Source organism: Bacteroides sp. DH3716P, assembly GCF_025914115.1.
Classification (GTDB): domain Bacteria; phylum Bacteroidota; class Bacteroidia; order Bacteroidales; family Bacteroidaceae; genus Bacteroides; species Bacteroides ovatus.
Genome location: NZ_CP083673.1, coordinates 972,855 through 998,480 on the forward strand (window position 1 = coordinate 972,855; position 25,626 = coordinate 998,480).

17 protein-coding genes are annotated in these 25,626 nt (G+C 35.8%); all 17 read left to right on the forward strand.

Annotation, left to right across the window (positions count from 1 at the left end; genetic code table 11):
• The first annotated feature begins 271 nt into the window (after positions 1-271).
• The 17 genes from KQP79_RS03405 to KQP79_RS03485 all read left to right on the forward strand — a co-directional run bounded on the left by KQP79_RS03405 (position 272) and on the right by KQP79_RS03485 (position 25,622).
• Complete coding sequence (locus tag KQP79_RS03405; protein WP_024988925.1) at positions 272-688, forward strand: helix-turn-helix domain-containing protein; 417 nt, start codon at positions 272-274, stop codon at positions 686-688.
• Positions 685-1,287, forward strand: coding sequence for an IS630 family transposase (locus KQP79_RS03410; protein WP_232305450.1), 603 nt, complete (start codon positions 685-687; stop codon positions 1,285-1,287). Before KQP79_RS03405 ends, KQP79_RS03410 begins: the two co-directional genes overlap by 4 nt.
• 172 nt (positions 1,288-1,459) lie before the next feature.
• Complete coding sequence (locus tag KQP79_RS03415) at positions 1,460-2,278, forward strand: hypothetical protein (RefSeq protein ID WP_264386616.1); 819 nt, start codon at positions 1,460-1,462, stop codon at positions 2,276-2,278.
• Positions 2,279-2,552: 274 nt separating this feature from the next.
• Positions 2,553-4,142: a sulfatase-like hydrolase/transferase gene (locus KQP79_RS03420; RefSeq protein ID WP_234120940.1), complete on the forward strand. Its 1,590-nt coding sequence runs from the start codon at positions 2,553-2,555 to the stop codon at positions 4,140-4,142.
• Between the two features lie 139 nt (positions 4,143-4,281).
• On the forward strand, positions 4,282-5,010 hold the full coding sequence (locus KQP79_RS03425) for a FadR/GntR family transcriptional regulator (protein WP_004320118.1): 729 nt from the start codon (positions 4,282-4,284) through the stop codon (positions 5,008-5,010).
• A gap of 283 nt (positions 5,011-5,293) precedes the next feature.
• Positions 5,294-6,022, forward strand: a complete 729-nt coding sequence (locus tag KQP79_RS03430; protein WP_004320114.1) for a FadR/GntR family transcriptional regulator — start codon at positions 5,294-5,296, stop codon at positions 6,020-6,022.
• A gap of 162 nt (positions 6,023-6,184) precedes the next feature.
• Positions 6,185-7,975: an FAD-dependent oxidoreductase gene (locus tag KQP79_RS03435; RefSeq protein ID WP_234120941.1), complete on the forward strand. Its 1,791-nt coding sequence runs from the start codon at positions 6,185-6,187 to the stop codon at positions 7,973-7,975.
• A 23-nt stretch (positions 7,976-7,998) separates the two neighbouring features.
• Positions 7,999-8,211 (forward strand): twin-arginine translocase TatA/TatE family subunit, encoded by a 213-nt coding sequence (locus tag KQP79_RS03440; protein ID WP_004320109.1) that lies wholly within the window; start codon positions 7,999-8,001, stop codon positions 8,209-8,211.
• Positions 8,212-8,299: 88 nt separating this feature from the next.
• Positions 8,300-9,181, forward strand: a complete 882-nt coding sequence (locus KQP79_RS03445; protein WP_004320107.1) for an IS256 family transposase — start codon at positions 8,300-8,302, stop codon at positions 9,179-9,181.
• A 99-nt stretch (positions 9,182-9,280) separates the two neighbouring features.
• Positions 9,281-10,096, forward strand: coding sequence for a hypothetical protein (locus tag KQP79_RS03450; RefSeq protein WP_004320105.1), 816 nt, complete (start codon positions 9,281-9,283; stop codon positions 10,094-10,096).
• A gap of 391 nt (positions 10,097-10,487) precedes the next feature.
• Positions 10,488-13,589, forward strand: a complete 3,102-nt coding sequence (locus tag KQP79_RS03455) for a SusC/RagA family TonB-linked outer membrane protein (protein ID WP_004320102.1) — start codon at positions 10,488-10,490, stop codon at positions 13,587-13,589.
• 6 nt (positions 13,590-13,595) lie between these two features.
• Entirely contained in the window at positions 13,596-15,440 is a 1,845-nt protein-coding gene (locus KQP79_RS03460; protein ID WP_004320099.1) for a RagB/SusD family nutrient uptake outer membrane protein, read from the forward strand.
• 33 nt (positions 15,441-15,473) lie between these two features.
• On the forward strand, positions 15,474-18,524 hold the full coding sequence (locus tag KQP79_RS03465; RefSeq protein ID WP_004320097.1) for a SusC/RagA family TonB-linked outer membrane protein: 3,051 nt from the start codon (positions 15,474-15,476) through the stop codon (positions 18,522-18,524).
• Positions 18,525-18,535: 11 nt separating this feature from the next.
• On the forward strand, positions 18,536-20,317 hold the full coding sequence (locus KQP79_RS03470; protein WP_004320094.1) for a RagB/SusD family nutrient uptake outer membrane protein: 1,782 nt from the start codon (positions 18,536-18,538) through the stop codon (positions 20,315-20,317).
• Between the two features lie 215 nt (positions 20,318-20,532).
• Positions 20,533-21,153 carry an RNA polymerase sigma-70 factor gene (locus KQP79_RS03475; protein WP_044917864.1) on the forward strand — a complete coding sequence of 207 codons (621 nt, stop codon included), beginning with the start codon at positions 20,533-20,535 and terminating at the stop codon, positions 21,151-21,153.
• A 73-nt stretch (positions 21,154-21,226) separates the two neighbouring features.
• The gene (locus KQP79_RS03480) at positions 21,227-22,207 is read left to right on the forward strand and encodes a FecR family protein (protein ID WP_044917862.1); all 981 of its coding nucleotides are present in this window, start codon (positions 21,227-21,229) and stop codon (positions 22,205-22,207) included.
• A gap of 46 nt (positions 22,208-22,253) precedes the next feature.
• On the forward strand, positions 22,254-25,622 hold the full coding sequence (locus tag KQP79_RS03485) for a TonB-dependent receptor (RefSeq protein ID WP_004320087.1): 3,369 nt from the start codon (positions 22,254-22,256) through the stop codon (positions 25,620-25,622).
• Positions 25,623-25,626: the final 4 nt, after the last annotated feature.

Below are 25,626 nucleotides of genomic sequence, written 5' to 3' on the forward strand. Positions count from 1 at the left end.
AGTGTATATTCTTACATGTTTTTGCCAACCTCCTTTGTCATCTGAAAACTTTTCCATAACTTGGCACTGTTTAATTATCAGATTTAAAATAGTTTTAAAATATTTATTAAGTAGATGTTCATAATTGGTTTATATCATAAGGTTTTGATACCTTTGCCTCATAAAATTCAAATATGCACTTATGGGCAAAATCAAANTAAGTAGATGTTCATAATTGGTTTATATCATAAGGTTTTGATACCTTTGCCTCATAAAATTCAAATATGCACTTATGGGCAAAATCAAATCAATCATATTAAAGGATTCCGAACGCTTGGCGTTGGAAACGGGTTTCCGACAGGGAGACAGCCATTGCTTTCGGATGCGCTGTCGTGCCGTACTGCTCAAATCGACTGGACTTTCCAGCAAGGCCATAGGTTTGCAGACGGAGATGTCACATGTATCTGTCAACTCTTGGGTAAAACGTTTCTTGTCGGAAGGCATCGACGGCTTGCAGACCCGTCCCGGCCGTGGGCGAAAACCTATCATGGACTGTACGGACGAGGAAGTTGTTCGCAAGGCCATAGAACAGGACAGGCAGAGCGTCAGCAAAGCTCGGGAAGCCTGGCAGAAGGCCACTGGCAAGGAAGCGAGCGACCTGACATTCAAGCGTTTTTTATCAGCCTTGGCGCAAGATATAAGCGAATAAGAAAACGCCCAAGGGGAGTCCCCTCGCCGCAACTCTATGCGTATAAGACCGAGAAGTTGCAAGAACTTGAACATCTGAACATAAACGGCAAGATAGACCTCTATTACGCCGATGAAAGCCATGTGTGCACCGAAGGCTATGTGCCTTACGGCTGGCAATTCCGTAACGAAGACGTGTATATCCCATCCCAAAAGGCACAAAGGGTCAACATCTTCGGCATGATAGACAGGAACAACCGCTATCATGGGTTCACCACGACTGAAAGTATTGACGCGGACAAGGTCGTTGAATACCTTGACACCTTTTCCTTGAACATAAAGAAAGATACGTTCATCGTGCTTGACAATGCGAGCGTACATCGAAACAAGAAAATAAAGGAATTGAGAGAACTGTGGGAGAAACGCGGACTTTTTCTCTTTTACCTTCCACCGTATTCCCCTCACCTGAATCTTGCAGAAACCTTGTGGAGAATAATGAAAACTAAATGGATCAGACCGCAGGATTATGCAAGTAGCGACAACCTCTTTTACACCGTCAATAGGGCATTGGCGGCTGTCGGGGATACCTTGGGTATTAAACTTAAACATAATGCTGCTTAATTTTAATTAGTTACTTANTACACCGTCAATAGGGCATTGGCGGCTGTCGGGGATACCTTGGGTATTAAACTTAAACATAATGCTGCTTAATTTTAATTAGTTACTTAAAAATAGCGGTGATACGATAACCATGAATGTTTCGGCATCTATGCCAACTCCGAAACAAGAAACTATGCTTGAATCAAGAACAGTTGTTGATCAGATTACAAACAATTATATATCATTAAAATGGACAAATACTGATAAAAAAGCTTATGCTATTACTCTTTATACCGACAGTAACGGGCAACAATTAATGGGGCGGCCGTCTTTTAATATTGATCGTTATAGTGACGATATGAAATCCGTGTATTTTAATGCAAGTTTTAATTCAGGATTTAAAGAAGCATATTTTCATTATCCCTATGGTATTAATACCGCTGATAAAAAAGCTAAAGTTCTGACTATACCGGCAGAACAAACTAAGGCAGGTTTTAAAAAATACAATGTAATGATTTCAGATAAAATAACGCCAACTAAATCCGGTGATTTGTCTGTAACGTATAAACAGTTGACATCAATCGTATATGTAGAAGTAGAGAATATTCCTGAAGGTAAAACTATTGATAACATTACTTTTTATCCATCCAATAATGATGGAGGTTCAGCTAAAACAGTTGTTTTAGACAAATTGACTTTAGGATTCAATGAAACCCAAACACTGACTCAAACTTATGAGTCGAGTTTAGATTCGGAAAAGTGGATGATATATACATTTAACGAAGGTGAAGAAGCTGGTAAATGTATGTTTATTATCTATCCGCCGGCTATGAATAGTGTTAAGGCGGATGATATGACTTTCACTGTAAACTATACAGACGGAACTAAGAAGAATTCAAAATTATCTTCTAATAGTGTAGGTGTAAAGATGCTTCAAGCTTTTAATGCTTTGAATGCAGGAGAAGTGTTATGTCTGACTATACCAGGCTCTCCGGCAACATCGGCTAACTAAAGATATCTATTATAGTGCAGTTAACAAAATCCTCAATCTAACTGCCGGATTTATACACTAAAAATATTGGAGCATTCTTTTTCTATCCAGTTAAATTCAAGCGTCTCGACGTTTTGATTAAAATGACGAAGAATTTAAGAGAAAACGTTTCATCGTTTTATCCAAAATGCCGAGGCGTTTTTTTGTGATTCGAAATTGCTGTGAATCAGCTTTCCCTTTTGCTTTTAGCATAATTGGAAAGTATTGTTTTTATAAAATAAAAATATATTATACTATGAACAGATTTTTGTATTTATCATCAGCTTTGTTTCTTTCTGTAAGTAATTCGTCTTGTGTTAAAGATAAGATTGATGTAGATAAGCCCAATTTACTTGTAATTATGACTGATGAACATTCTATAAGGACTTTGGGGTGTTATAGAGAACATATGGCAGAATGTCAGAGAAACTTGTGGGGAAGTTCGCTTAAAATAGAGACCCCAAACATCGACAGGCTTGCTTCTGAAGGAGCTTTATGTTTGAACTTTTTCACTTCCGCACCTGTATCAACACCGGCCAGGGCGTCATTCCAGACTGGACTTTATCCTGCTGCTGCAGGGGCGCCTATCAATGGTATGCCAATGGATTCAAATCTCATGACTTTTGCTGATGTACTTTCTGAAAATGGATATTCGACTACTTACGTTGGCAAATGGCATCTGGCAGGAGTTCCTAAAATTCCTGGCAGAATGTACTACGAGCCTGGCTTTTCTTTTGGGTGGCAGAATAGAAACTATATGTTTGAGACAGATCACGAGAAGTGGTATAAGGTGAAAGAAAAACCCAATAGAATATACATCACCAATAAGAATAAAGAAGGGGATGATGCTTATGAATACAGTACTGACTTTTTGACAAATAAAGTCATTGAATTGTTGGAAGAACGTGATAATCGTCCGTTTTGTATGATGCTGTCGATTCCCGACCCTCATTCACCTGATCTGTGCAAGGAACCTTACATATCACAGTATGCTAAAATTGAAATTACCAACCCATCTACAAATACTGAAGAGTTGCTTAATGCTCGTCCGGGATGGGGGATAGGGGGAAAAGCTCAAGCAGAAAAATTTGTTCCTAAAAATATCCGGAATTATTTTGCTATGGTTAAATGTATAGATGACAATGTTGGAAAAATCTTGAAATATCTGGATGATAATAGTCTGACTGATAATACGATAGTTGTTTTTACATCCGATCATGGAGACATGCTTTATAATCACATGAGAGTTGATAAAGGTTGCCCTTATGATGATGCAATAAGAGTTCCTTTTATTGTGAGATATCCTTCACGTATAATGTCGGGGAAAGTGATAAAAAGAGCTTTGAATACAACTGATTTTCCTCCTACTATATTGGGACTGATGGGCTTTAATGAATTGGGTGAAGTTCATGGTGAAGATGAGAGCTGTATTTTGAAAGATACAGTCAGTGTCGTGGAGAATGGCAGAATGGTATACATCACTGACTCTCCTTTTAGTGAGTGGACTGCTATCACAGATGGGAAATACAAGCTTGTTTTGTCATGCAAGGATAAGCCTTGGTTACTCGATATAGAGAAAGGCCCTTTGGAAATTCAGAATTATTATGATGCTCCTGAATATTCGGATATTAGGAAAAGATTTCAAGATGAATTAATTTTAAAAATGAAGAAATATGATGAACCTGCTTTAAAATTAGATCGTCCTTTCCTATATAGCAGTGACGATGATATAACATATAAATCTCCTTATTATGGAATGAACAGAAAACAGATTAGTGAGGTTGAAAAGGGAACTTTGGAGAAATATATTATCGAAATGCATAGAGATTATTATCGAAAATATTAAGAATGAAGTAGTTTTTGTACTTATATTGTGATTTTAATCACAGAAAGTTTCCGTTATTTAAGAAAAAGTTATCATATTTGCATCATAATATGACATCAGATAACTTGAATAAAAAAATAATAACAAAAAATAATAACATATGAGTTCGGATTTATTGAAAGGATTACCAAGTTTGGCCAATGAATCTGTGGCTAAACAGGTGACGGATATTTTGACAGATTTAATCGTGTCGGGAAAGATTAAACTTGGCGAGTATCTCCCCACTGAGGAAGACTTGTGCCGCGAGTTCGGAATAGGCAGAAGTTCTGTAAGGGAAGCCATCAAGACCCTTGAGTCGAGGGGAATGGTAAAGAAGTTTCACGGCAAGGGGATGGTAGTGATAGACGAAAGCGCGGCGGCTACTGCCAAACTGCTGCAGATATCGCTGAAAATGAAAAAAACTACGATGAAGGATATCATGGAGTTCCGAAACTCGATAGAAATCAAGATGACGGAGTTGGCTGCCAAACGTGCCACCGACGAACAGATACAAATTATTTCCGGTCATTTGGAAAAGATGAAGAACGAGGAGTACAAGCTTGACACATTTGCTGAATTCGACTATAATTTCCATAAATCAATAGCCGACGCTTCCGGCAACAGTGTGTTCTCGCTGATGATGGAAACCATGCGTCCGATGCTTTATAATCATATCATATATACGCTGAATCCTACATTCAATCCTGAACATTCGAACCATTATCACGAAAAAATCCTTCAAACCATCAGGGACAGGAATCCTGAAGAGGCGGTAGAGGCCATGCGTTTGCATCTGACCGGAACGGAAAGGATAATAGAAGAACTTGAAGGCGTAAACGTCACTATATAGGTGGCTGCCCATCACGATAATTCAAGCCCTGCCATTGCCGATATGTCTGTCGGCGATGGCAGGGCTTTTGTTTTTAACATATAATATTTATTGAAAAATTTACAGAAAAGCTTGTTTGTATGATAATAAGAATGTATTTTTGTGCAGATGTCAGACAACATAGCTCGTGCGTGTAGCTTTCGAACAACAATTGTTGTATTATTCAATCTGGGCGTGTCTGATGAGTATTATTCATTTTTAAGATATAGCGTCAAAAAACATTTTAACAAACTTAATTTAACTTATGACTTCCAAGATATTAAATAGTTTGCCTCATTTAGCCAATGACTCTGTGACTAAGCAGGTGACAGACATACTGTCGGACTTAATAGTTACAGGCAAAATTGTAGAAGGGGATTTTTTGCCAACAGAAGAAGATTTGTGCCATGAGTTCGGTATAGGGCGTAGTTCGGTGAGAGAGGCCATCAAGACGCTTGAGTCCAGGGGTATGGTGAGAAAACTCCATGGCAAGGGGGTGGAAGTGATAGACGAGAGTGCCAAGGCCACAACCGAAATGCTTCATATATCGCTCCGGATGAAGAAAACGACGGTACGTGATTTTATGGAATTCAGAAAGTCTATGGAAATCAAGATGACCGAAATGGCTGCCTGTCGTGCCACGTCTGAACAAGTGAAAACCATCGAAGAAGTTTTAGAGAAGATGAAGACGGACGAATACAGACTTGAGACATTTGCCGATTACGACTTCATGTTTCATAAATCGATAGCCGATGCTTCGGGCAACAAAGTCTTTTCGCTGATGATGGAGACCATCCGCCCCATGCTTTATTCTCATATCATTTATACGCTCAACCCGAATTTCAATCCGGAGCTGTCGAACCATTTCCATGAAACCATACTTGAGGCCATAAAAGCTAAAGACCCCAATGCAGCATCAGCCGCCATGGCTGCACATTTGGTGGGAACAAAGAGTATAATAGATGAACTGGAAAGTGCTAATGTAACGTTGTAACTATTATATTTAAATTGATATCCATGAAAAGACGTGAATTTTTAAAAAAAATCATTCCTTACAACCACTTTTTTATCTTGTGGGGGATTTTCCATCGCAAGTCAGGGCAATGAATTTAAGCCGAGAGAGTATTGGCCTAAGCGTGACGACAACTGGAAGTATATGGGCAAAAAGGATACTTCTACAGTAAAGCGCGAAAAGGAATACACTTTTGATGTTGCAGTGATAGGTGGTGGAGTGGCAGGATTGTGTGCAGCGGTTTCAGCAGCGCGACATGGTGCCAAAACGGTGCTTGTGCAAAACAGACCGGTACTTGGTGGAAATGCATCCAGCGAGATTCATGTTCCTATAAACGGCTCTTATCATTTCAAGAATAAATTTGGAGTTGACAGGGAAACAGGTATAGTAGAGGAAATCCAGTTGGAAAACAGGTACTATAATGTCCAGAATTCTTGGGAGGTATGGGATCATGTAATGTATGATTATGTAACTCGCCAGGAAAATCTTACATTGATGCTGAATACTCAGGCCATGGAGGCTGTTATGGATGGAAATTCGATAAAGAAAGCTATCTGTTTCCAAATGTCTACCGAGTCTAAAATCATAATAAATGCTGATATATTCATAGACTGCTCCGGCGATGGTGCGTTGGCTGCAAGTGCCGGTGCTGAATATAGGAGCGGAAGAGAAGGTAAGGCTGAATTTAATGAGAAATATGCTCCAGACGAGCCGGACGGATGGGTGATGGGAGACAGTATCCAGTTCAGCTCCAAGGATATGGGGTATCCTGTACCTTTCAATCCTCCTTCTTTTACTATCAAATATGATCCTAGTAAAGCAAATAAACGTACAATTACACAATTAAGTTGTGGATTCTGGTGGGTAGAATTAGGTAGCGACTTGGATATTGTTGATGTTACAGAAGAGAACCGCCACAAATTGTTGGGATATCTATATGGTGCTTGGGATTATGTTAAGAACTCTGGAAAATTCCCTGAAGCCGCCAATTTGGTACTGGATTGGGTTGGTTCCGTTCCGGGACGGCGTGAGTCAAGGCGTTTTATGGGAGATTATATCCTGAATGAAAACGATTTGACGAAGTTCACTCATTTTGATGATGCAATAGCATACGGAGGCGGCTGGTCGCTCGACGAACACTGTCCCGGCGGAATTTTGAATGATAAGGAACCTGCAAGTTATTTCCATCAAAGATTTGAAAAAATGTTTGAAATACCATACAGATGTATTTATTCTAAGAATATTGATAATCTTATGTTTGCAGGAAGAAATGTAAGTGTAACTCATATAGCTCTTTCAGCAACCAGACTTATTGCAATTTGTGGTCTTGTGGGACAAGCTGCGGGTACTGCTGCTGCCATGTGTATGGAGTATAAGACTTCTCCAAGAGGAGTTTACAAGAAACACATTCCGGAGCTTCAGGAAAGACTTTTACGCGATGACTGCTATATTCCGAACCGTCCGGCAAACGACGGGGCTGACTTGGCACGCAAGGCGAAGATTGAGGCTTCGTCTACCACATCAGGTAATGTGGCTTTACTGACTGACGGCTATAGTAGGGATGAGGTGAACAGGATACACCATTGGCAGTCGGACGGACTGAACCCAGACTTGATTCTTTCTTGGGATAAACCGGTTTCGTTGTCTTCTGTAGAAATAAAATGTGATTCAAATCTTCATACTGAAATACAGATTCATCCTAATATAGAAAAGAGAAGAAAGCAGAGACCAGGAATGCCTGTTGAACTTGTAAAGAAAGTTTCTGTTGAGGCTGAGGCAAATGGCATATGGAAAGAATTGGCAGAAGTAGACAATAACCTGCACAGACTCATAAAGTTGAACTTTTCGCCTGTCAGGACGTCAAGAATACGTGTAAACTTAAAAGAAACTTATGGAGCTTCTGATGTAAGGCTTTTCGAAGTGAGATGCTATTAACTATTTTATATAATGTAATTGATATGTGTAATTTATTGCTTTTAGGAATAGGAGGTCAGGAGCTGATCTTTATAGCTCTAGTCATTTTGTTGTTGTTTGGCGGGAAAAAGATTCCCGAACTGATGAAGGGTCTTGGTAAGGGGGTTAAGAGTTTTAAGGATGGTATGAACGGAATAGATGAAACTGTAGAAGAAACAGTAAGCCTGGAAAATAAGAAAAGTAATACGGAAAAGTGAAAGAAAAGGACTTAAGCTTTTGGAGGATGTAAATTAAACTGTGTCAGCAAAGAATAAAATATAAACTTTGCTAACACAGTTTTTTTGTATGAAAGAAGAATTTGATTTTGAGAGTATCAAGAACAAGGCAATTGAACAACTAAAAGCAGGTAAGCCTTTATTGGGTAAAGATGGTGCCTTTGCTCCTTTATTGGAAAGTATCCTTAATGCAGCCTTGGAAGGTGAGATGGATGCACATCTTACAGAAACAGAACGTCAATTGGGTAATCGCCGTAATGGTAAGATGCAGAAACAGGTACAGACTCCATTAGGTGAGGTAACTGTATCCACTCCCCGCGACCGTAATTCAAGTTTTGATCCACAATTTATTAAGAAGCGCGAGACAATTCTTGCTGAAGGAGTTGCTGACCGTATAATAGGCCTATATGCTTTGGGAAACAGCACAAGGGAAATCAGTGACTGGATGGAAGAAAACCTTGGTAATCGTGTCTCAGCTGATACAATCAGTGCCATCACCGACCGTGTACTTCCGGAAATAAAGGCATGGAAATCACGTATGCTTGATTCGGTTTATCCAATAGTCTGGATGGATGCCATTCACTATAAAGTGACAGATGAACGCGGTTGTGCAGTATCCCGTGCAATCTATAATGTGTTGGGTATTAACCGGGAAGGACATAAGGAGCTGCTCGGAATGTATATATCAAGAAATGAGGGAGCAAACTTTTGGCTCAGTGTTCTGACAGACCTCCAGAACCGTGGAGTCGAAGACATTCTTATAGCCTGTATAGACGGCTTGAAAGGTTTTCCTGAAGCCATTCAAAGTGTTTATCCTAATACAGCTGTACAACTTTGTATAGTACATCAGATACGTAATTCCATCAAATATGTAGGCTCTAAAAATCAAAAGGAATTCCTGAACTATTTTGCTTATTTTTTCTACAGAAAAGGACAATGGGCAATATATTGAAAATTGTTCTATTAGAGGTTCAGATGGTTGTTATATTGTGGATTATTCTTTTTTCAGCCTGGAAGTAATGGCGCATCGCGTTTTATAATCTGTAGATTAGTGAAGAACTTTCTTATAGCAGATGCTGTTATCAAAGATAATTATACTAAATTTTGCGGATTGACTTTAGTTCCAACCACAACTAAGGGAGGTGATAAATGGGAAGTATCTCTCCCTACGAATGGTGAAATCAGGAATTGTAGTATATTGAATGCAAATTCAGGTTATGGCTTGTGTCAACTTCATGGTGCTCAGAGCATTTATTTTAGAAATATATATGCAAAAAGTGGTGTAACTTTACGTTTGGAGTCAGGAGTAGGTGGTATATATGCAGGTGTTTTTGATATACAGGCTAAGAATGTCAGAAATGAGAACGGACGAACTGCTGTTATGATGAATCCTCATACAACTCATAATGGAACAGTGAAAATAGATAGTGTGTGGTCTAAAAGTTCATCAGCATGTTTGTTAATTCATAAAGGGTTTATCGATAGAAAGCATAAGGATGATCCTGATGCAACTATTGGTTCATATGCTAATGATTCGGAAATAAATAATGTACATGCTATTTTTGGTGTAGACGCTCAGGTTGACGATAAGGAAGTTTATGTACTTGAACCTGATGCTGAGATGTATAAACTCTACCGTAACAACTGTTATGGAAATGTCAAGTCATTTGATGATCCTTCTCTTGTACCTGTATTTATAACTGTAGAAGATACATGGCAGATTAAAGTGACAAATGCAACATTTGAAGGTTTCAAAGAAAATGTTAAAGCCATAGTTACATCGGAAGATGTAAGGGAAAGAGAAAAAATTAAGTGGAAAATTGTAGATAGTCTACCAAATGTAGAAGTTAATAGGTATTCCGAGTAATTAATTCTGACTTTATACAGAGAGAATATGGTGGTGGACAATTGAAAATAGACAAAATAGCAAAATCTTTTAATACTCCTAATAATAAAGTTGAATCTATTGCAAAATGGATTGAATTGTCATCTGGTAATGACAGTGATGTTAAGAAGAAAGCTGTACATCTTTTGTCCAGGTATGTAAAATTATATATAGTACCTAAGGCTAAATGGAAAGGGTAGTATGAGGAGAATAAAACTAAGTTGTTTTTTTAAGATATAGACGGATATACATTTGTAACTGATTGATTCTTATTGAGAGATACATATTTTATACTTAGAGTTACATCATAGTAATGGGCTCTAATTACTTTTGTGAAGATTTTAACCTAAATGTAATTTTTAATATTTAATTTATGAGACACAGACTAATATTTTTTTGTTTATGTTTCTTTTGCTCATTAATTGTCTATGGGCAAAATATTTCCATTACGGGAAATGTTAAGGATAAAAATGGAGATCCTTTAATTGGTGTTACAGTACAGGTCAAGGGTACTACAAGTGGAACTGTTACGGATTTTGACGGCAACTATGTCTTAAATGATATTTCAAAAAAATCCGTTTTGGTGTTTTCGTACATTGGAATGGTAACTCAGGAGATAGAAGTGAAAGGCCAATCTTCTATCAATGTTGTTTTGAGAGATGATTCTGAGTTGCTGGAAGAAGTTGTAGTTGTGGGTTATTCAACACAGAAAAAAGTTAGTGTTACTGGTGCGGTTGCAGCTATATCCAATGATCAGATTAAACAGAGCCCTTCTGCGAATCTTGTCGGTTCTTTGACAGGTAAATTACCGGGTTTGTCAATTATGCAGAATAGCGGACAACCTGGTGAGGAAGATTTTCAGTTGAGATTGCGAGGAGCAAGTACTATGAATGGACAGAATCCTTTAATATTAGTAGACGGTGTTCCGCGAGAAGATTTGTCATTGCTCGATCCAAATGAAATAGCAACCATATCAATCCTTAAAGATGCTTCAGCAACTGCAGTTTTTGGTGTTAGAGGTGCAAATGGTGTGATTTTGGTTACAACTAAGGTTGGAGAGCAGGAAAAAACTTCATTAAGTGTGTCTGCAGAGTATGGTATCCAAGAGTTTACAAAGAATTATGAAATGATGGACTCTTGGCAGTATGCCACTTTATATAATCAGGCTTTAATGAATGACGGTCTTCCGGTAAAATATTCAGATAGACAAATTCAATTATATAAAGATGGTACAAACCCTTATTATGCCAATACTGACTGGTTTGATGTAGTGTTTAAGGATCGTTCTATTATGAGTAGATATAATGCAAACCTTTCAGGAAGTACCAAAAGGGTCAAGTATTTTGTGAATGTCGGTATGCTTAATCAGGGAGGTATGATGAATACTGAACCTAGAAGTAAGCTTGGATATGACCCTCAATTCAAATTGGATAGATATAATTTTAGATCAAACCTTGATATTAAGGTTACAGATTGGATTAAAGCTGACCTTAAAATTGCAGGATATATAGATAAAGTTGGTAAACCTAATTTTAAGGATGATCAATATCAGTTTATTAGAAAGATTTATACAATGTCTCCTGTAGTTCCGGTTTTTCCAGACGAAAGTTTTGGTATTCCTATGGATGCATTGGTTTCAACAGATGATTCATCACCTTATGGTGAGTTAAATTATTTGGGTTATCAGACACAGGATAAGAGTAAGCTGAATACTTCATTAGGTTTTGATTTTGACCTTAATAAATTTGTAAAAGGCTTAAGTACAAAAGTTCTTCTTGCATATGATGTAAATGCGAATTCCATTATAAAAGGATCGAAGAGTGGTTATAATGTATATCAGTTGTCAATATTAGAGCAGAAAGATGAGAATGGTAATATAAATGACGTTTACTCATTAACATCACGGAATGAGTATCAGAAGTATCAGCTGTCATTAAATAAATCATATAGTTTCTCTTATTCGTTGAACTTTCAGTGGATTGTTAACTATATGAGAGATTTTGGAAAGAATAATGTAGGTGCGATGTTTGTTTTCCAGAGAGACAATAGTGAGGCAGCATCAGGAACAAGTATATATTTATTGCCATATAACCGTTTGGGATTTGCCGGACGTTTGACTTATAGATATGCCGACAGATATATGGGCGAGTTTAACATAGGATATAACGGTTCGGAGCAATTTGCTAAAGGAAAACGTTTTGGCGTATTCCCTGCTTTCTCTTTAGGATGGCTTGTTTCTAATGAAGAATTCATGAAGGATGTAAAAGCTATATCAAATTTGAAACTTCGTGCATCTTTTGGTAAAGTAGGTAACGATAAAATTGGAAGCCAGAGATTCCTGTATTTGGATAATAATACTATAGTTGATTGTCCACCGACAATATTTTATGATACAGTCTTAGGTAATGGTCAGAAGGTTCAAGAGGTACTAATCGGTAATCCTAATCTTACCTGGGAAATAGCATATAAACAAAATTATGGTATAGATTTAGGTCTGTTTAATAATGATTTGACAGTTACATTTGACTATTTCAGGGAAAACAGAAAAAACATCCTTATCACCCGTAATACAGTGCCTTCCATATTAGGTAATTTTCAATCAGTGTTGCCTAAAGCTAATCTTGGTGAAGTTTTTAATCATGGTTTTGAGTTGGATATATTTTATAATAAAAGAGTCAACAAAGATTGGTCTTACTCAATAAGAGGTATGCTTAATTTTGCTAGGAACGAAATAATTTTTAAAGATGAATTAAATTTAGGAGATGATTATTATTGCCCATATAGAGGTCAGGGCTATTCAATGGGACAGAATTTCGGATATTTAATTGACTGGGATTCGCCGGGGCATGGTTACTTCTTGTCTGAAGAAGAAATTGCTGCTTATCCTGAGTATTCAGGAATTAAGCCTAGGGTAGGTGATTTTGTATATAAGGACATGAACGGTGATAACGTAATTGATGAGAAAGACTATGCTCCAATAGGTAAACCTTCACTTCCTGAATTTAATTATAGCTTGACATTAGGTTTTTCTTATAAAGGATTTGATTTTTCTGCATTACTATATGGTATAGGTAATTCACATATAAATTATAAGGGATCTATGGGTGTTGATGAAACGAAATCTGTATTCCAGAATCATCATTTGGGAGCATGGACACAGGAAAAATATGGTAATGGAGAGAAGATTTCATATCCAGCTTTGACCACTTCTGGAAGTTCTTCGCTTGAACCTAACGATTATTTTATTAGAAACAGAGTTTTCTTGCGATTGAAGAATCTGGAAATTGGTTATACTTTTCCTAAGAAATTGACTAAAAAGATAGGAATCAATAAATTAAGACTTTATGCAAACGGTCAGAATCTTCTTACTTTTGATAATTTGCCGTTTGAGAATATTGATCCGGAACAGAAAACTACAACATCAGTTTTACCTGTATTAAAAGTAATAAATTTTGGTGCTAATATTAATTTTTAGATTATTATGAAGAAAAATAAATTATATACATTTTTTCTAGTTTTTTCAAGTTTATATTTATTTTCTTCTTGTTTGAATTCACTAGATGTAATCCCGGAAGGTCAGCACTCATATGACGAGATTTTTGCTAATGAAGTAACTACCGGAGCATATTTAAATTCTTGTTATGAAGATATTCCCGGGTTTGCGGTACAATATTCGTGGGGAACAAACTTACCTATTATTCTAACAGACGATGCATGGGAATATACTACAAATACCAATTATGTAGGAGTTGCATATAAGGGAATGAAATCTGATAAGTGGAGTAATAAACTGATTGCAGACAACAATAATTGGGGAAAGGGTAACAGGACATCTTGGGATTTGTTTTTCAGAAACATAAGGAGATGCAATTTATTTATAAGCAGAATTGACAATGCAGTAGTTCCAACAGAACAGGATAGGGCTCACTGGAAGGCTGAAGCAAGGGTACTTCGTGCATATTATTATTGGGAACTAATATCCAGATTTGGAGGTGTACCTATTATAAAGGATGTGCTTCCTGTTGATTATGATGGTGCAGATTTAAGAAGAGAATCTTTCAAAACTTGTGCTGATTTTATAATTTCAGAATGTGAAGAAGCAATGAAGGTTCCTGAATTCCCTTGGAGATATGAAAAAGCCGGAGAGGAAATACGAATGACCAAGGCTATTGCTGCAATGGTAAAATCAAGAACTGCATTGTATATGGCAAGCCCTTTATTCTGTGATGGACAGAATTATTGGGCTGATGCAGAACGTATAACAAAGGAAAGTCTTGATGCTTGTCTAGCAAATGGTTATGAACTGTATACAGAGGTGAGGAATACGAATCTGTATGGAGATAATGCATTTTATGAATATTCTACTTCACAGGCTGATTATGGACCTTCTCCAATAGATAAAGAAACAATATGGATAGCTAAGTTTCAGATGGGAGGAAATGCTTCGATTAAATTTAACGGATTACCATCAAATGGTGCTAGTAAATCCGGTATTTGTCCTACCCAGGAACTTGTAGATGCATTCCCAATGAAAGACGGTACATATGTATTAGATTTAAAAGAGCCCTACAAAGACGAGCTTCATCTTGAGCCAAACTATGCAAGCGGAACTACATATAATCCTCAAAAACCTTACGAGAACAGAGACCCACGTTTTTATGCAATAATATTTTATAATGGCTCGCAAACAATGAATAAAAATCAGAAAATGTTCGATATATGGACATATAACGGGGCTAAAGATGGTATAAAGATGGGGGATATTAAAAGGACATGTACAGGATATTATATGCGCAAGTATATGCGCCCGGATTCTTATCCTGGATCATGGTTAAAAATTCATTGGAGAATGATGCGTCTGTCGGAATTATATTTAAATTATGCAGAAGCTGCTATTGAGAATGGTAATTGGCAAGATGCAGTTGATGCTATAAAGCCTATAAGGGATCGCGTAAAGATGAAAAACATTAATCCTTCAAATCAGGAAGAAGCCAGATTGATGGTTCAGAATGAAAGAAGAATTGAAATGGCTATGGAAGAATGCAGATATAATGATATCCGTAGATGGACTAAACCTGGGGAGGAGATGAAATATGGTGGAAAGCATCTTACTGCAATGTGGATAGAGAAAGTAGGTAATACTTATGAGTACCATAGATGTCCGATAGGTCAATCCTATGATAAGAAAACAGGCTCTTTTGTAGGAACACCATGGACAAGAGAAACCTATAAAAGTAAGTATTTGCTTCACGGTTTAGAATTAGACGAAGCAAACAGACTTGAAGCAGTTACAGGAGTAAACTGGCAAAACCCAGGTTGGGATTAAACTTCATTTATAAAACAAAAAATATTGGATATCATGAGAAAATACTATATAAGTAAGTTTTTCGCATTGTCTGGAATATTGATGATGAACTTAAACTTGATAAATGCTCAGTCTCGTTCCGTTAAGGGATATGTATGTAATGATTCCGGTGACAGACTTCCGGGAGCTATAGTTAGAATAGTAGGTGAAGACGATAATATAATTACTGATGCGAATGGTGAGTTTAGGGCAGAATTGTCTAACGGTACAAAATATTTGTTGGTAGAGTACGTAGGATATTCTACTAAAAAGATTAAAATTAATGACAAACAGAATTTGTATGTAAAGCTCGATAGAGACGTCAGCAATAAGTACCAGGAAGTAAATTTAATTAAAGATGTCCGTCCTTCATATTCCGTAGGAGGTTCTGCTATTGTCATAACCGGTGATGAGTTGAGAAAAACTCATAATCATCATTTGGCGGCAGCATTAGCAGGTAGAGTTCCCGGATTATATGTAAAGACAACCGGTAATGAGCCTAGTAAAGAAACATATTCATTGAATATAAGGGGAGCTTCTACAGTTAATGGTAGAGCTACTTTAATCCTTATTGACGGAATGATAGGAAGTCTTGATAATGTTAACGTCAATGATGTCGAAAGTGTCACTATTATGAAGGATGCATCGTCATCTGTCTTGTATGGTATGCAGGCTGCTGCCGGTATAATATACGTAAAGACAAAGCGTGGAGGAGTTTCTGCTCCCTCTATTAACGTAGACGTGAACTATACGTTACAGAATGCAATAGTAAGACCAAAGATGATATCTTCAGGTGATTATACAACAATGATTAATCAGGCTTGGAAAAATGACGGTTTTGGTGATTACTATATATATTCACAAGATGAAATAGATGATTATTATAATGGAACAGACAGGAATCTGTATCCAAATAATAATTGGTATGATATGTTTATGAAGGATGTTGTACAGACTCAGAATATTTATACCAGTGCTCATGGTGGAACTAAATATGTCAAATATTATGCAAGTTTAGGATATATGCATCAGGATTCTCCATTCAAGACCGCTGATGCATTGAAAACTTACGGTCTTAACAGATTTGACTTCAGATCGAATGTGGTTTTCCTGATAAATGACTATATCAAGGGATATGTGAATATTGCAGCGCGAATAAATAAAGAATTGTCACCGAATGCTACAGATGGGACTGGAGGTGTTATGAGTTCTATATTTGATATGTCTCCCGTCATATATGGTCCGTTAACACCGGATGGAAAGGTTGTAGTAACTCCTGAGAATACAAATCCTACATTTGGTAGACTGAACAGATCAGGATATGTTAAAGGAACAGACTATAATTTGTCGACTAACATTGGTTTGGAATTTGACTTAAAATTCATAACTCCAGGTCTTAAAACATCAGCTAATATTATTTATTTCAATAATACTACATCTCAAAATAAGGGAAATACTGATTATGAGCGCTGGACAAGGGATTTGACAAATACAAATGAATTATTGTTTTATCAATATGGCACTACAGAAAAGGAACCTCTTCTTTTCTCAAAATCAACACAAAGTTCTATCAGGTCACAATATGATTGGAATATTGACTATAACAGATCTTTCAACAGACATAAATTGGGAGTAAATTTGTTTTTGTCCCAACAGTACTATAATGCAAATAAAATTCAGGGAGTACAGCCTGTATTGAGAATGACATATGGAGGTCGTTTGACATATGGTTATGATGATTTGATTTTTGCTGATTTTACAGCTGGATATCAGGGTTCTGAACAATTCTCGAAAGGAAACAGGTATGGTTTCTTCCCTTCCGGTTCTTTGGCATTTGTCGCAACTAATCTGGATGCCTTGAAGAACAATAGAGTATTGTCGTACTTAAAGTTCCATACTTCTTATGGACTTGTTGGTAATGATAATTTTGGTGATGACAGGTTCCTTTATAGAGATTATCTGGCTAGTGCAGCAAGTAATGGAGGAATAAATTATTTATCCAAACCTATAGATATAATAAGATTGGGTAATCCGAATTTGACTTGGGAAAAATCAAAGATATTCAATGTAGGTGTAGATTTCAGCTTATTTAATCAATTGTCTGTTGGTGTTGAATATTATAATGACAGAAGAACAAGCATATTGGTTGATGATAATATCACTCCATTGTTGAACGGTCTTTCTTCTGATTATTTAAGCAAGATAAATCTTGGTGAGATTCATAATTCCGGAGTTGATTTGTCTCTTGGTTATTTCAAGCAGATTAATAAAGATTTTTCTCTTGGCTTAAGTTCTAATTTCGCATTTAACAAGAATGAAATTATTGAAATTGGAGAATTGCCTAAAGCAGACGATTATGCATATAAATATAGGCAGACAGGATATAGAATAGGTCAGACTTGGGGATATGAAATTGATTATTCTAATGGTAACGGATATTTTAACAGTCAGGAAGAAATTGACAATTCAGGACTTACTTATGTAGGTAAATCTCCAAGACCTGGTGATTTTAGATATATAGACCAAAATAGTGATAATATTATTGATGAGAAAGATATAGTTCCAATAGGCGAGTCAACAATACCTCAGATAGCTTGGGGTGCAGAATTGTTCCTTAAGTGGAGATCATGGGACGTTTCTGTTTTATTCCAAGGATTGGGCAAGTTCGGTGGTTTCAACAATGGAATAGGATATTATGAAACGTATAATAACGGTACATTTTTTGAACATCACTTAAAAGCCTGGACATCTGAAAGGTATGCTAATGGTGAGGAAATTTTGGCTCCTGCTCTGACAAAACAAGGAAGTTCTAGCCAAAAGAACAATAACTATTATTATCAGAATAAAGGCTTCGCCAGACTTAAGAACGTAGAAATTGGTTATACAATGAAGGATAAAGCTTTTATGAAGAAGATGCATATTAACCAATTAAGATTTTATATCAGTGGTATGAATCTTTTAACTTGGGATCATATGAAAACCAATGATGTAGATGTTGAAGGTGGAAAGGTATCCGATTTTCCGACTTCTCAGTATTGGACGGTAGGTTTAAACTTGAACTTTTAAATTAATTAAGTATGAAAATAATTAATATATTAACATTAGGAGTTACAATATTATTGAGTACTTCGTGTGAAAGTGTTTTTGAATACGATGCTGATGACAGAAAAAATTATGACGAAATTTTTTCTGATTATAATTTGACAGGAAATTATCTTAATACTTGTTACAGAAAATTGCCCGGTTATGGCAGGTATAGTGCCGGTAATACTTTTATTGCAAGTTTTACAGATGAGGCGCAGGATGCTAATGATGTGAAGGGTTCTAAAGCTTATTCTTATTATTTAGGATCTATGAGTTCATCAAATAATTTGTTGAATTCAAATCTATATAAAGACTTGTATGAAGGTATATATCATTGTAATGTTTTTATAGACAATGTTGATAAGGTTCCTGTTTTTACTATACCTGCATATCGAAGCAGATGGAAAGGTGAGGCATACTTGTTACGTGCTTATTATGCATGGGAGCTGATTAAACATTACGGACCACTACCTATAATAAGAACTTCTAATACTGAGGGCTATGATTATTCAAAAGTTGTAAGACCTTCTTTCTATGAATGTGTAAAGGATATAATTGCCGATTGTGATAAGGCGTTGAATGAACCTGAATTATTGTGGAGAGTGGAAAATTCAACAGAAAATGGTTCAATGACACGAGGAATAGCATATGCAATAAAGTCTCAGGCTATATTATATGCTGCAAGTCCCTTGTGGTGTGACGGCGAAGATCATTGGAAAGAGGCAGCAGAAATAACCAAGGAATCGCTCGATAAGTTGTTGGAAGAAAGCAGATTTAGTATTTATAATCCAGCTCCAGCTAAACTTGCTAATAAAAAGGCTTTTGGTCCATATCAGGATTATTTCCTTCTAAGTTTAAGCGTAGGATCAAAACCTGTTAATACCGAGGGAATTTATGTATCAAAGAATAATATTAAAACTCTTTGGGCACAATATGGGCTGCCTATTTTTAAGGATGCCGGTGTTGTAAACAGTGGTATTTCACCTTCTCAGGAATTGGTAGATGCATACGAAACAATTGATGGTGTTCCAATATTAAATCTTGAAAAACCATATTTGGATGAAGATCATTTGATTCCTAATTATAATCCTAAAGCTTTAAAGGAAAATGGTGGTAAATATGATCCGAATAATCCTTATGCAAATAGAGATTTGAGATTAAAGTCAACCATATATTATAATGGTATATTCCATAATCAGGAAAATAATACTCAAGTGGTAGAAACTTTTGTTGATGGTAATTGTGGAATTTCCTCTGTAAGCGAGCAATATACAAGGACAGGATATTATCTAAGAAAGTTCATGCATTGGAAAACCAATAAAAATCAGGATCTTAACGGATATTGGTCATATTATAGACTGGCAGAAATGTATTTAAATTATGCTGAAGCAATGTTGGAATATAAGGGAGCATGTGATGAAGTCTATGATGCTATCAACGTTGTCAGAACTCGTGCAAAAATGCCTAACCTTGTTAAAGGTACAATGGATACAGATGAACTGCGTTTAAGATTACGTAATGAACGTCGTGTAGAATTTGCTTTTGAGGAACACCGTTATTTCGACCTCAGACGTTGGAAGTTGAACGATAAATATGAAGGTGTGGTTACAGGTATGAGGATTGAAAAGAATGATGATGGAAACCTAACTTATAATAGATTTGTTGTTCAAAAGAGAGATGTAGTAGATGACAAATATCGTATTTGGCCTATTCCATTGGAAGAAGAACTTAAATATGATAGATTGAACATTGATTTTCAAAACCCAGGATGGTAATTATAGTGTAAGACTTTGATTATGTATATTTTATCCCTACTATTAGTATATGTCTAATAGTAGGGATAATATCAATTAATAAAATTATTATATTAACATATATACATATCATAGTAAGTCGGTTTTGTAACTGTGAATAACGTAAATATCCAAGAAGAAAGACTTAGACTTTCATAGGCTGCAAATACTGATAGAGAAATATATCTTATTATATTATGATTGACACAATTCCTTATTCAGATAATGAACTTCTTAAAATGGTAAAAGAAGGTAATGAAGAGGCTTTCAGGCAACTTTTCTTTAAGTTCTATCCAAGACTTCTCAGATATGCAGTGAGGTATGTAAATGATGAGGATATAGCAGAAGATATTCTTCAAGATTGCTTTATCTCTTTTTGGGAAAGAAAGAGTAGTATCAGATATATTTCGTTATCTTCTTTATTGTTTTGTATGGTTAGAAATGCTTGTTTGAACTATATAAAACATAACTCTTTGATTGAGAATATTTCTGTTGATTATGTATTTGATATAGGAGGAGAGGAGAAACTGTATTCATTGGATATGCAACTTTCGCCGGATGAGATACTTTTCCAAAAAGAGCTTAAGATACAAATATCAAAAGCTATATCATTATTGTCAGATAGAACCAGGCAGGTGTTTGTTTTAAGCAGGTTTAGAGGACTTAAAAATAATGAAATCGCTGATAGACTTAATATTACTACTAAAGCAGTAGAGAAACATATTACAAAATCTTTGAAAATAATTTCATCTTACTTAGAGAACCAATCTCTTGATACTAAGTATTTTATAATAGTATCTCTGTTTTTCTTATCCTAAAAGAAAAAAAACTTATAAAAATAGGTAGGGTAAGAATGGATAGAATTGTTTTATCAGTAGAAAGACTAATGATATGAAAAATATGGAAGAGATAAAATCAACAGCTTTTTTGTATTTTCAAGGTAAAATTTCTCTTGAAGATGAAAAGGTCTTGTTTGATTTTATAAATGATAGTAATGAGAATATGAAACTGTTCCGTCAATGGGAAAGTGAATGGATAAGTGGATATATTAATGAATATGAGATGGCAGATAAATGGGCGAGACTACAAACGCGGATGAATACTTCTAGAATATCTTTATCTCATGACAGGAATAGAAAGTTGAATTCGGGATGGTTGTCGGTAGCAGCTTCTATCATGATTATAATATCATTGTCTGTTTACTTGTATGATAGATTTACCGGAAAAAGCAATGACTTATATTTTGTAAGTGAAGTACCTTCAGGTCAAAAGTCGAAGTTGGTTCTACCGGACGGAACTATGGTGTGGTTGAATGGTGGGTCAACTTTGAAATACCCGAATAATTTCTCTGATAAAAAGCGTAATGTTGTGTTGGATGGCGAGGGGTATTTTGAGGTTACATCCAGGAATGGTGTACCATTTACAGTTTCAACGTCGGCATACGATATAATAGTAAAGGGAACTAAATTTAATGTATGTGCGTACGATATTGATGCAACTTCCTTGACAAGTCTTATTGAAGGTAAGATTGAAATAGATTATAAAGATGAGTTGTATGAAGTATCACCTGGAGAAGGTGTATGTATAAATAAGAATAAAGGAACTGTTGAAAGTTTTAGGTCGGATGTTAATGATTCAAATGCCTGGATTGATGGCAGGATGGAATATGAGAAAATTACTTTCGCGGATTTTGCTGCGAAGCTGTCAAGAATGTACGGTGTAGAGGTGTGTATTGAAAACAATGAAATAAAAAGTAATACGTTCAGAATTTCTTTGAAAAACAATGAAACATTAGTGCAAGTTCTGGATGCTTTGCAATTTATTATATCGTTTGAGTACACTATTGATAAAGATAGAATAATAATTAAATAGCTAGAGATATGTAATATTTTTTTCTAAATTCTAAAATTCAATCACTATGTTTAACCGAACATGTCTTTTAAGATTACTGTTAGGAGCATCCATAGGTTGTGCAACTCTTAATATTGATGCGCAAACAGTAAGTAAGACCTTTACAAATCAGTCTCTCAAGACAGTTTTAAATGAAATTGAAACTCAAACAGGAATGTCTGTCATTTACAAAACGGACGAAGTAAATGAAAGTAAGAAGGTGACAATTACCTTGACCAATGCTTCTGTTACAGATGCCTTGTCAAAAGTTCTGGACTCAAATCTCACATGGGAGATTCGTGATAAGATGATTGTCATATCCAGAAAAAATCAGTCTTCGTCTGCAAAGAAAGTTACAGTAAAAGGAAAAATCCTTGATTCTCAAAACATGCCTGTTATAGGAGCTTCTGTAATAGAAAAAGGAACTTCTAACGGAACAATAACAGATTTTGATGGAAATTTTACTTTTACTGCATCTGAAAACTCAGTATTGGAGGTCTCTTATGTGGGCTACAAGTCTCAACAGTTGGCTGTAGTTGGAGGTAAAGAGTTGTCAATTGTACTCAAGGAAGATACAGAGGTTCTTGATGAAGTGGTTGTTGTTGGATATGGTGTCCAAAAGAAAAAGCTTCTTACGGGTGCTACTGTACAGGTTAAGGGTGAGGACCTCCAAAAATTAAATACAGTAAGTCCTATGGGAGCATTACAGAGTCAGACTCCCGGTGTTAATATTGTAAAAACATCAGGTATGCCGGGTGAGGGTTATAAAGTTTCTGTTCGTGGAATCGGAACAATAGGTAATTCATCCCCTTTATATGTTGTAGATGGAGTTACTGTAGGGAATATTGATAACTTAAATCCGGCAGATATTCAATCTATTGATATTTTAAAGGACGCTGCATCAGCAGCAATATATGGCGCAAGAGCTGCCAATGGCGTAGTTCTAGTTACAACTAAACAAGGGGCTAAAGGTAAAGCAACTATAAACTACGATGGTTATATTGGAATACAGCGTATGGTGAACACTGTGCGTCCTTTGAATGCTCAAGAATATGTAGAAATAATGAATGAAGCAACTGAGGGTACATTGAATTTTGAAGATTTTGTTCCTAATTGGGATGCAATACAAGATGGAACATGGAAAGGTACAAATTGGTTTGAAGAGGCAACAAATAATAATGCACCAGTAAAGAATCATTCATTAGGAATACAAGGTGGAACAGAAATGTCTCGTTATTCAATAGGTTTGGCTTATACATCACATGAAGGAGTATATGGAAAACCTGCAGTTCCTAAGATGGAGAGATATAATGCGAGAATAAATACAGAACATGTCTTGATAAAGAATAATTCCTTTGATATACTAAAAGTTGGAGAGAATTTGAATTTCTCATATACTGAACGAAATACAATTGCGGTAGGAGATAAGTTTGGGAATGATGTAAGACCGATGTTATCGGCATGTCCTCTTTTTTCTGTATATGATCAAGACGGGAATTATACTTATGAGGTACCTGAAGTAGAGTTTACCAATCCTATTGGGCTTCTGGATTATACTAAAAGTGGAAATAAAAATAAAAATACAAGACTTAACGGGAATATTTTTTTAACCCTTCAACCTATAAGGAATTTGATTTATCGTAGTTCTTTTGGTATAAATTATCAATCTTCTTCAGGAAGATCTTATGTACCAGTATATGATTTGGGAGAAACTAAGTTTAACCCTCTGGACATTGTCAGACAAAATATGAGTTCAGGTTATAATTGGGTTTTTGAAAATACAGTATCCTATAAGTTTGATATAAAGGATAAACACAATTTTGACGTATTATTAGGTATGTCTGCAGAAAAGTCAGGTATTGGAGAAAAACTTAATGTATCAAATAAGAATTCTATTTTCGATGATTTTGAACATGCTTATATAGATAATGCAAATTTTATTGATAAGGCTAATACTACAATAAGTGGTTCTCCTTTTACTCCACAACGTCTCTTGTCATATTTTGGTCGAATTAATTATGACTATAAAAATACATATATGGCAACATTGGTATTGCGTGCAGATGGCTCTTCTAATTTTGCTCCTGATAAAAGATGGGGATATTTCCCTTCAGTATCAGCAGGATGGGTTGTTACTAATGAAAAATTTATGGAGAAAACTTCCAAATGGTTAGAATTCCTTAAAATCAGAGCAAGTTGGGGACAGAACGGTAATCAGTCTATAGATCCATTCCAATACCTATCTGTTATTTCTTTTGACAAATACTATTCATTTGGAGCAAATGATACTCCATATTCTCAAGGAGCATACCCTAGTATTTTACCAAATAAGGATGTTACATGGGAAACATCCGAACAGTTAGACCTTGGAGTTGATGCACGTTTCTTTAGAGGCCGGTTGGGAGTTGTTTTTGATTGGTATAATAAAACGACCAAAGATTGGCTGGTACAGGCTCCTGTTGCAGCTATTCAAGGGACTGGAGCTCCTTTTATTAATGGTGGCAAAATACAGAATAAAGGTTGGGAGTTTGGTATATCATGGAATGATACTCATAATGAATTTTCTTATGGCGTGAGTGTCAATATTTCAAGAAATAAGAATAAAGTTCTTGAAATAGTCAATAGCGAAGGAATAATAAGAGGACCACTCAGTATATTATCACATAACACAGACTGGTTTTATGCAGCAGCAGAAGGACTGCCTATAGGATATTTTTATGGATATAAAACAGCTGGTGTCTTTCAAAATCAAGAACAGATAGATAATTATGTGAACAGTAAAGGAGAAAAGATAATGCCTAATGCTGTTCCTGGAGACTTGATTTTTGTTAATATGAATGATGATAATGTTATTAATGAGGACGATAAGACTGTACTTGGTGATCCAAATCCTGATTTAAACTTTAATTTTGGATTTAATTGTCAATATAAAGGTCTTGATTTCTCTTTAACTGCTAATGGAGTAACTGGAAATCAGATAGCAAGATCTTATCGCTCATTCAGTCAAAAACCATTTGAAAATTATACTTCTGAAATTCTAGGCAGGTGGCATGGGGAAGGTACATCAAATGATATACCTCGTGTTACAGCGGCAAATCATATTAATGATAAATACATATCTGATAGATATATTGAAGACGGTGATTATTTGAGAATCAGTAATATAACTTTAGGATATGATTTTAAAAAACTGATAGAGAATATTCCATTACAAAAAGCGAGAATATATGTAAGCGTACAAAATTTATATACATTTACTGGATATAAAGGCTTAGATCCTGAAGTTGGTTACGGTGGAGATTCAAAAAATGGTGAGGTAAACTGGGCTGGAGGTATAGATGTAGGTTTTTATCCAACTCCGCGAACCTATATGTTTGGAATTTCATTAACTTATTAATATT